The organism is Marilutibacter maris (genome assembly GCF_006546735.2).
GTDB classification, from domain to species: domain Bacteria; phylum Pseudomonadota; class Gammaproteobacteria; order Xanthomonadales; family Xanthomonadaceae; genus Marilutibacter; species Marilutibacter maris.
In genome coordinates this window covers 1-8,306 of sequence record NZ_VICD02000031.1, presented here as the reverse complement: position 1 = coordinate 8,306, position 8,306 = coordinate 1, and the positions used below count along the sequence as shown (strand labels likewise).

Genomic DNA, 8,306 nt, shown 5'->3' with positions numbered 1-8,306 from the left:
CGGTGGCCGCGGGCATCGCGACCTGCAGTTCGCGGGTCTGCGGCGGGTAGCAGATGCCGGCATCGGCGCAGCCCTGGTACTTGACCTTCAGGGCGACCGTGCCGGCGCCGGCGCGACCGGGCAGGGTCGCGGTCAGGCGGTCGCGGTAGGTCTCGACATCGCCGAAGAACTCGTCGGTGTAGGCATGGCCCCTGGGCAGTCGCAGCTCGCCCTGGGCGAACGCCGGGCTGGCCTGGACCGAGGTGCGGTGCCGGTACAGGTAGTAGCCGTCGGCGATCTTCCATTGCACCTCGATGGTGTCGGCGGCGCTGGCGGAGGCGCTCAGTACGAAGGCTTCGTCGACCGGCAGCAGATCCTCCTCGTCGACCGCGGCCTGGGCCGGCAGCAGCGGAGCGAGCAGGGCCAGCAGGACGAGCAGGGAGGCGGACGCGCGGCGGCGCCCCGGGATCGGTCGGGATTGGGTCATCGATGCGGGTCCGGGAGGCGGGTCTGCCCGGCCACCCACTGCAGGTACGGGGCCAGGCCGGTGCGGACTTCGACCGCGACCAGTTCGGGAAGTTCGTAGGGGTGCAGGGCGCGGACGCGCTCGCTCAGTGCGTCCATGCGCTCGGCGGTGGTCTTGATCAGCAGCAGAACCTCGTCGGCCTGCTCGATCGCATCCTGCCAGCGGTAGGTCGAGCGCACCCCCGGCAGGCGGCTGACGCAGGCGGCCAGCCGTTCCTCGACCAGGGCCTGGGCCAGGCGCTCGGCACTGGCGTCGTCGGGACAGCTGCAGTGGACCAGCAGCACGGACGGGGAGGGTGCGTCGGACATGCGGCGATTGTAGCCGTCCCGTCCCGGCGGGCGCCGGCGGTCGCGCGGACCGGCCAGGATTGGTACCACGGCGGTGCCGGGCCCGTCGCGGGGCCGGCGAAGCAGGCCATCGGTCCCGCAAATGGCGGCGCCAAAAAAAAGGAGGGCCGTCGAACGGCCCTCCCTTCCTGCCTGGATCAGCGGCTCAGTTGAGCTGGCAGCTGGCCGGCTGGCTCGAGGTGAACAGCGCCTCGCTCGCCCATTCCGGGTGGTCGATGAACGGGTTGCGGTTGCCCTGGAAGCTGTAGATCACGTCGTTGCGGGCGCGCTCGGCGTCGTCCGGCGGATCGGCCTGGTGCCAGGCCAGCAGGGTCGACAGCAGGCCCATGTAGGCCGGGGAGCTGGACGTGGCCACGATCAGGTTGGCGTTGTCGGTCAGCTCCAGGTCGGGCTCGGACTGGCCGCTGTTGATGTCCTGGCCGCCCTCGTAGCGGATCGCCATGTACATCACCGCGCGGGCCATGTCGCCGCGACGTGCGCCCCAGACCTGGAAGCCGCTGCTCCAGGTCCAGTTCGAGTTGCCCGGGAACACGCCGCTGCCGCCGCCGTTGCCGTTGTAGGCGTCGGTCACCCGCTCGCCGCAGCTGCCCTGCGACGGGCAGTTCTTGTACGGCTTGTTGCCGCGGTCGGAGTTGTAGCCGGTATCGGTCAGATACAGCATGTGGGTGTCGGTGTACGGCGCGTTCGGCAGGCCGAGGTTGCCGGTGCGGTTGCCGAAGCCCAGCGAGTTCGGCCAGCTGTGCTCGCGGTTGTAGGTCGCGCCGCTGCCGGTGCCGGCCCGGTCGCTGCCCTTGGCGTAGCTGCGGTTGCGGTAGGCATCGAGGATCCGCGAGCCGTTGTTGGGGTCCTCGTCGGCGATCTCCAGGATGTCCCAGGTGCTGGTGGTGCCGCTGCCGCTGTACGGATAGGCGGTGTGGCCGCGGATGGTCTGGTGCAGCGAGCAGCGCAGCTGGCTGGCACTGCTGGTGTTGACCTGGGCGTAGTAGTCGTCGTTGCCGCCGCCGTTGCTGGCGACATTGAAGGCGACCACGGTGTCGGCGACCGGGTGGGCGCCGCCGCCGTCGGTGACCTGGCTGGCGTGCACGGTGAAGGTGCAGGCCTCGCCGGCGTACAGCGCGGTGCCGGTGGTGGCGGTGAAGCTGCTGCCGCTGGACGGGTACTGCAGGGCGATCGTGCCCGACTGCGCGCATTGCAGGGTCAGGGCGTTGCCGCCGAGGCTGACGCTCTCGGTGAAGGCGACGCCGAGATCGCCGGCGGCCGGGAAGTTGGTGGCGCCGTCGACCGGCTGAGTCGCAGTGACTTCCGGTGGCGGGTTCGGCGTGCTGAAGCTCTGGCCGTTGTTGCAGGCGCCGAAGGTCTGGGCCGCGGCTGACTGCCAGCTGAAGTCGCTGTAGCCGTCGCCGCTGCCGCCCAGCTGCAGCGAGTGACCGACCGGGGTGCTACCGGTTTCGGACACCGGCAGCGCGGTGCTGGTCTGGCCGGCGGCCGGGCCGTTGCCGGCGGTGACCGTGCCTTCGTAGCTGAGGAACTGGACCAGGGCGCCGCTGCCGTCGACCAGCGCGATCGCGTCGGGTGCGCCGTTCTGGATGCCGTTGCTGGGGTAGCTCAGGCTGGCGATGCGGACGTTGCCGCCGCAGGCGACCATGCTGCCGGCCGGCAGCGGGTCGTTGTCGTACACGCTTGCGGACGACGACGAGCTGCCGTTGTAGAGGTAGATGCGATAGCCGGACAGGCTTTCGCCTTCACTGGCGACGACCTCGATGGCTTCGCCGGTATCGCTACCGTCGTTGTCGTAGTGAATTTCGTTGATGAACACTTCGGCCAGCGCGGGGGCGGGCGCGAGTGCGACGGCGAGGGCAAGCCACAGACTGCGGCGGATCATCCGTTTCGACTCCTTTCATGATCATGAACACGGAAGTCTAACGGGCTTTTGTGACCGCAAGTGGCGGATGTGTCCGCCGGTTGTGCTCAGCTTGTGCGCTCGGTCGCAGCTATGCGCTCGGTCAGGCTGCGCTCGGGCGCCGGCTTGCGCCCCATCCGCTGGGCGGCCAGCTGCTCGGCGATCTCCACCAGCGGCGCGCGCGACAGGGTCGGGGTTTCGCGGAAGGCGGTCAGCAGGCGCAGCTCCAAGGGGTCGTCGACGAGCAGCGCATCGGCGGCGGCGACCGAATCCATCGCCACGTCCTCGCTCAGGGTCATCCGGCCGCGGCCGGTGGCCAGCCACTCGAACTGGACCTGGGTGACCAGCGCCAGCTCGCGCATGTTCGAGGTGCTCGGGGATTTGCCGACGGTGGCTTCCCAGTGGCTGACGGCACTGCGTTGCACGCCGACCGCGCGGGCGACGGCGGCCTGGGAGAGCCCGGCATGGCGGCGGGCGAGACGGATGCGCTGCTGGAGTGTCATGGGCGTTTTCGCTCGATGGTGGGGCTGGGGGTAATCGGGCCGTGGCGCGTTGTGGTCAGGGTGGCGAACACCGCAAGGGGGCGGTGGGCGCCATTCTCGCGCCAGACTCGGCAAATATGTGACCATAAGTCACATAGTGATCAATAGTCACAAACATGTGTCTACCAACAGTAACCCTACAGAGGTTCAAGCACGTGTTTACGGGCTGTTTGAGGGTTAAAGACCGGTTGTGCGCTACCAAAAGTAAACATATTTCGTGACTGGGTGCTATGGCCAAGGTGATGTGCCGCGCGCAATATCGGGTCAAGCCGACATGGATTGCTGGTTTCGACACTGATGTCTGGTCAGGGGAGGACGCAGGACGCGCATGCCAGGTAGGGCCGACCCCGTGCCACGAAAGAGCGCGTCACTTCGGGGACGCGCTCTTTCTCTATGTGACATCCGTCCACGTGTGACCTCCTTCCACTACTTCATCGCGGTTTGGCGCCGCAGGCGGAAATTTTTTCCCGCCAGCCCTTGAAAGCCCCGCGCACGCTCCCATCTCGTCGCCGTCCCGGTTCGCCGGGCGCAGTTTTGCCCGGGCTTTGGCACTCGCCCGGGTCGACTGCTAATATCCCGCGACTTTATTTCCCACAATCAATCACTTGCGTGAGGTTCTCATGAACATCAAGCCGCTCTACGACCGCGTGGTCATCAAGCGCATGGAAGAAGAGAAGATGTCCGCCGGCGGCATCGTCATTCCGGACTCGGCCACCGAGAAGCCGATCAAGGGTGAGGTCGTCGCCGTGGGCGAAGGCAAGGTGCTGGACAACGGCAACGTGCGCGCGCCCAAGGTCAAGGCCGGCGACAACGTGCTGTTCGGCAAGTACAGCGGCACCGAGGTCAAGCTCGACGGCGTCGAGTACCTGGTGGTGAAGGAAGACGACATCCTCGCGGTGCTCGGCTGAGCCGACTTCCGCGTGTGATCCGGCGCCCGGGGCCCGGGACCGCTCGCAGCGCCATGCGCTGACGCGTCCGCCGCCCGCCCCGACGCCGTACTTCCGCCTCCCACGAATCACCAATCCCCCTACACGAATCCCGGAGTCATCCCATGGCAGCCAAGGAAATCCGTTTCGGTGAAGACGCGCGCGCGAAGATGCTGCGCGGCGTGAACACCCTCGCCAATGCCGTCAAGGCCACCCTCGGTCCGAAGGGCCGCAACGTCGTGCTCGACAAGAGCTTCGGCGCCCCGACCATCACCAAGGACGGCGTCTCCGTCGCCAAGGAAATCGAGCTGCAGGACAAGTTCGAGAACATGGGCGCGCAGATGGTGAAGGAAGTCGCATCCAAGACCTCCGACAACGCCGGCGACGGCACCACCACCGCCACCGTGCTGGCGCAGGCGCTGATCCGCGAGGGCATGAAGGCGGTCGCCGCCGGCATGAACCCGATGGACCTCAAGCGCGGCATCGACAAGGCCGTCACCGGCGCCGTCGATGAGCTGAAGAAGCTCAGCAAGCCGTCCTCGACCAGCAAGGAGATCGCCCAGGTCGGCGCCATCTCCGCCAACTCCGACGCCAACATCGGCGACCTGATCGCCCAGGCGATGGACAAGGTCGGCAAGGAAGGCGTGATCACCGTCGAGGACGGTTCGGGTCTGGACAACGAGCTCGACGTCGTCGAGGGCATGCAGTTCGACCGCGGCTACCTGTCGCCGTACTTCGTCAACAACCAGCAGTCGATGCAGGCCGAGCTGGACGATCCGTTCATCCTGCTGCACGACAAGAAGATCTCCAACGTGCGCGACCTGCTGCCCGTCCTCGAGGGCGTGGCCAAGGCCGGCAAGCCGCTGCTGATCATCGCCGAGGACATCGAGGGCGAGGCCCTGGCGACCCTGGTCGTCAACACCATCCGCGGCATCGTCAAGGTCTGCGCGGTCAAGGCGCCGGGCTTCGGCGATCGTCGCAAGGCGATGCTGGAGGACATGGCGATCCTGACCGGCGGCACCGTGATCTCCGAGGAAGTCGGCCTGCAGCTGGACAAGGCCACCATCAACGACCTCGGCCGCGCCAAGAAGGTGCAGGTCTCCAAGGAGAACACCACCATCATCGACGGCGCCGGCGAGACCGGTGGCATCGAGGCGCGCATCAAGCAGATCAAGGCGCAGATCGAGGAGACCTCCTCGGACTACGACCGCGAGAAGCTGCAGGAGCGCGTGGCCAAGCTGGCCGGCGGCGTGGCCGTCATCAAGGTCGGTGCCTCCACCGAGATCGAGATGAAGGAAAAGAAGGCGCGCGTCGAAGACGCCCTGCACGCGACCCGTGCGGCGGTCGAGGAAGGCATCGTGCCGGGCGGCGGCGTCGCCCTGATCCGCGCGCTGGCCGCGGTGGGCGCCATCAAGGGCGACAACGAGGACCAGAACCACGGCATCACCATCGCCCTGCGCGCGATGGAAGCGCCGCTGCGCGAGATCGTCACCAACGCCGGCGAAGAGCCGTCGGTCATCGTCAACAAGGTCAAGGAAGGCAAGGGCAGCTTCGGCTACAACGCCGCCACCGGCGAGTTCGGCGACATGCTCGAGCTGGGCATCCTGGACCCGACCAAGGTCACCCGCACCGCGCTGCAGAACGCCGCGTCGATTGCCGGCCTGATGATCACCACCGAGGCGATGGTCGCCGAGCTTCCGAAGAAGGAAGAGCCGGCGATGCCGGCCGGCGGCGACATGGGCGGCATGGGCGGCATGGGCTTCTAAGCCGATCCGTCGACACGTTCCAACGCGTCACCCGGGCCCCCGCAGCGATGCGGGGGCTTTTTTTTGTCGCGGCATCCGCTGCGGCGGAGGCAGTGGCGGCGGAGCCGGGCCACGGGGTGACGCGCGTTCACCAAGCGGAATGGCGGCATCGTCGCCTTTCTTGTACCCATCGGTTCTCTTTTGCAGTGCAGCGTGCAAGCCGGTAACGCATCCTTCACGATCGGTCCCGCATCCCGACGTGGGGGAGGGAGCAAGCCCGCAACCGGTTCGACCGGGGCGGGCTTTTTAATTGCCTGCACGTTTCAATTGCCCGCAAGTTGCCTGTACCGCAGGTTGATTGCCGGCCCCGCAGGACGCGCCGGACCGAGCGCGCCGAGCGCCGGGTACGCGCCGGCCGATGCCCAGGCCCGCCCGGTCCTTCCGCGGTCGACCGCGACGGTCGCCGCCCGCTCGTGTACGCCCCGCCCCGGTCCATCGGCCCGGTCCATCGGCCCGGAGCGCTGCCCGCGCACGCGAGACGCCGCGACACGGACTTGGCCGGTCGGGGCCGATAAATGCGTGGACACCTGGACGGGGTGCTGTCCGGGGAGCTTCGGGCGGATGCCCCGGGCGGCGTGCGAACGCACGCTCATCCACCTCAGCTTCGGAGCAACCCATGAAGAACCGCACTATTTTGGCGACCGGTATTGGTCTGGCCTTGTTGGGCCTGGGCACGATGGGGTCGGCGCATGCCGGCAAGTACGTGGTGATGACCCAGGGTCAGGGATTGAACGCGACCCAGATCGAGCGCATCCAGGCCGCGGGCGGCACCATCACCGCCCAGCTGCCGCAGATCGGCGTGGCGATCGTGCAGGCCGGCGACGCCTTCGCCGCCGATGCCGGGGCGATTCCCGGCCTGCAGTCGGTCACCCGCGATGTTGAGTTGCAGTGGGACGTTCCCGAGTCCGAGGGTGCTCCGATCTCGGCCGACGCATTCGCCAACCCGCCGGGTTCCGGCGACGACGACCGTTTCTTCGATCTGCAGTGGGGGCATGCCGCGCTCGATGCCGCCGGTGCCTGGAACGCGGGCTATCGCGGCGCCGGCGCGACGGTGGCGGTGCTCGACAGCGGTGCCTACTGCGCGCATCTGGACATCGCCCCCAACCTGATCGGCGGCGCTTCGTTCGTCGATGGCGAGAGCTACTGCAACACCAGCGGCAGCAGCCACGGCACCCACGTCGCCGGCACCATCCTGGCCGCCGACAACGCCATCGGCACGATCGGGGTGGCCCCCGAGGCCAAGCTGTTGGCGGTCAAGGTGCTCAGCTCGGCGACAGGCAGCGGCGACTTCGCCGGCATCATCCAGGGCATCGTCTGGGCGGTCGACAACGGCGCCAACGTGATCAACATGAGCCTGGGCGTGCGTGGCGGCCTGCCGCGCAGCGGCCAGGGCGCGAACGAGCTCTCCGAGCTGATCAACGCGACCAAGCGGGCGATGCAGTACGCCGGCAAGAACGAGGTCCTGGTGGTGGCCTCGGCCGGCAACGACGGCCGCGACCTCGATCACGACAACAGCACGATGAGCTTCCCCGGCCAGCTGCCGGGCGTGCTGACGGTTTCGGCGCTGGCGCCGGAAGGCTGGGCGATCGATGCCGGCGTCGACCTCGACGTGCTTGCCAGCTACAGCAACTACGGCCAGTCGACGATCCATTTCGGCGCCCCCGGCGGCGATACCCGCTACCCCGGCAACGAGCTGTGCACGGTCGGTCCGGTGACCCAGGTCTGCTGGATCTTCGATGCGGTGTTCAGCACCACCTCGGTGTCCGGTGGCAGCCACTTCTACGGCTGGAATGCCGGTACCAGCATGGCCGCGCCGCACGTGAGCGGCGTCGCCGCGCTGGTGTACGGCAAGCATCCGGGCATCAAGGCCTCGCACGTGGCGACCATCCTCAAGCAGTCCGCCGACGACGTCGGCAAGCCCGGCAAGGACGACAGCGCCGGCTTCGGTCGCGTCAACGCGGCGCAGGCGGTGACGTACTGAGCGGCATCGGCGCATCGCCGAAAGCCTGTTGAACACGGGGCGCCTGCGGGCGCCCCGTCTGGTTGTGGTGTCTGGTCGTGATGTCCAGCCGTGGTGGCGGTGATCGCGCGTCCGCGCGCCGGCGCCCGTGTCATCATCGCCGGATGACCCCAAGCCACCACGACGCCGCCACAGCGACGGCGCTGGACACCTGCATCGACCGCGCGATCGAACGCCTGCGCGCCAGTTCGCCCGAGGCCGCCACCGCGCTCGCCGACCCGCAGGTCGCGGTGCGCCTGCGACGCCTGGCGGGCGCCAGCG

Annotated in this window: 7 protein-coding genes; 3 read left to right on the top strand and 4 right to left on the bottom strand. The window is 68.2% G+C overall.

The window, feature by feature from the left end:
- The 4 genes from FKV24_RS02880 to FKV24_RS02865 all read right to left on the bottom strand — a co-directional run.
- Positions 1-466: protein-disulfide reductase DsbD domain-containing protein (locus FKV24_RS02880; protein WP_283016196.1), on the bottom strand; the 466-nt coding region annotated here is incomplete at its 3' end.
- Positions 463-813 carry a divalent-cation tolerance protein CutA gene (gene cutA / locus FKV24_RS02875; protein WP_141481135.1) on the bottom strand — a complete coding sequence of 117 codons (351 nt, stop codon included), beginning with the start codon at positions 811-813 and terminating at the stop codon, positions 463-465. The genes cutA and FKV24_RS02880, both read right to left, overlap by 4 nt.
- Positions 814-997: 184 nt before the next feature.
- Complete coding sequence (locus tag FKV24_RS02870; protein WP_141481134.1) at positions 998-2,734, bottom strand: endonuclease; 1,737 nt, start codon at positions 2,732-2,734, stop codon at positions 998-1,000.
- Positions 2,735-2,820: 86 nt separating this feature from the next.
- Positions 2,821-3,255 (bottom strand): helix-turn-helix domain-containing protein, encoded by a 435-nt coding sequence (locus FKV24_RS02865; protein ID WP_170288190.1) that lies wholly within the window; start codon positions 3,253-3,255, stop codon positions 2,821-2,823.
- A gap of 659 nt (positions 3,256-3,914) precedes the next feature.
- Between FKV24_RS02865 and groES the strand changes: the two genes are divergently transcribed.
- From groES to FKV24_RS02850, 3 genes are all read left to right on the top strand, one after another.
- Complete coding sequence (groES, locus tag FKV24_RS02860) at positions 3,915-4,202, top strand: co-chaperone GroES (protein ID WP_111267508.1); 288 nt, start codon at positions 3,915-3,917, stop codon at positions 4,200-4,202.
- A gap of 143 nt (positions 4,203-4,345) precedes the next feature.
- A complete protein-coding gene (gene groL / locus FKV24_RS02855) occupies positions 4,346-5,986 on the top strand; it encodes a chaperonin GroEL (RefSeq protein ID WP_141481132.1) in 1,641 nt (546 codons plus the stop codon).
- 655 nt (positions 5,987-6,641) lie between these two features.
- Positions 6,642-8,006, top strand: a complete 1,365-nt coding sequence (locus FKV24_RS02850) for a S8 family peptidase (RefSeq protein ID WP_111267506.1) — start codon at positions 6,642-6,644, stop codon at positions 8,004-8,006.
- The last annotated feature ends 300 nt before the right edge of the window (positions 8,007-8,306 follow it).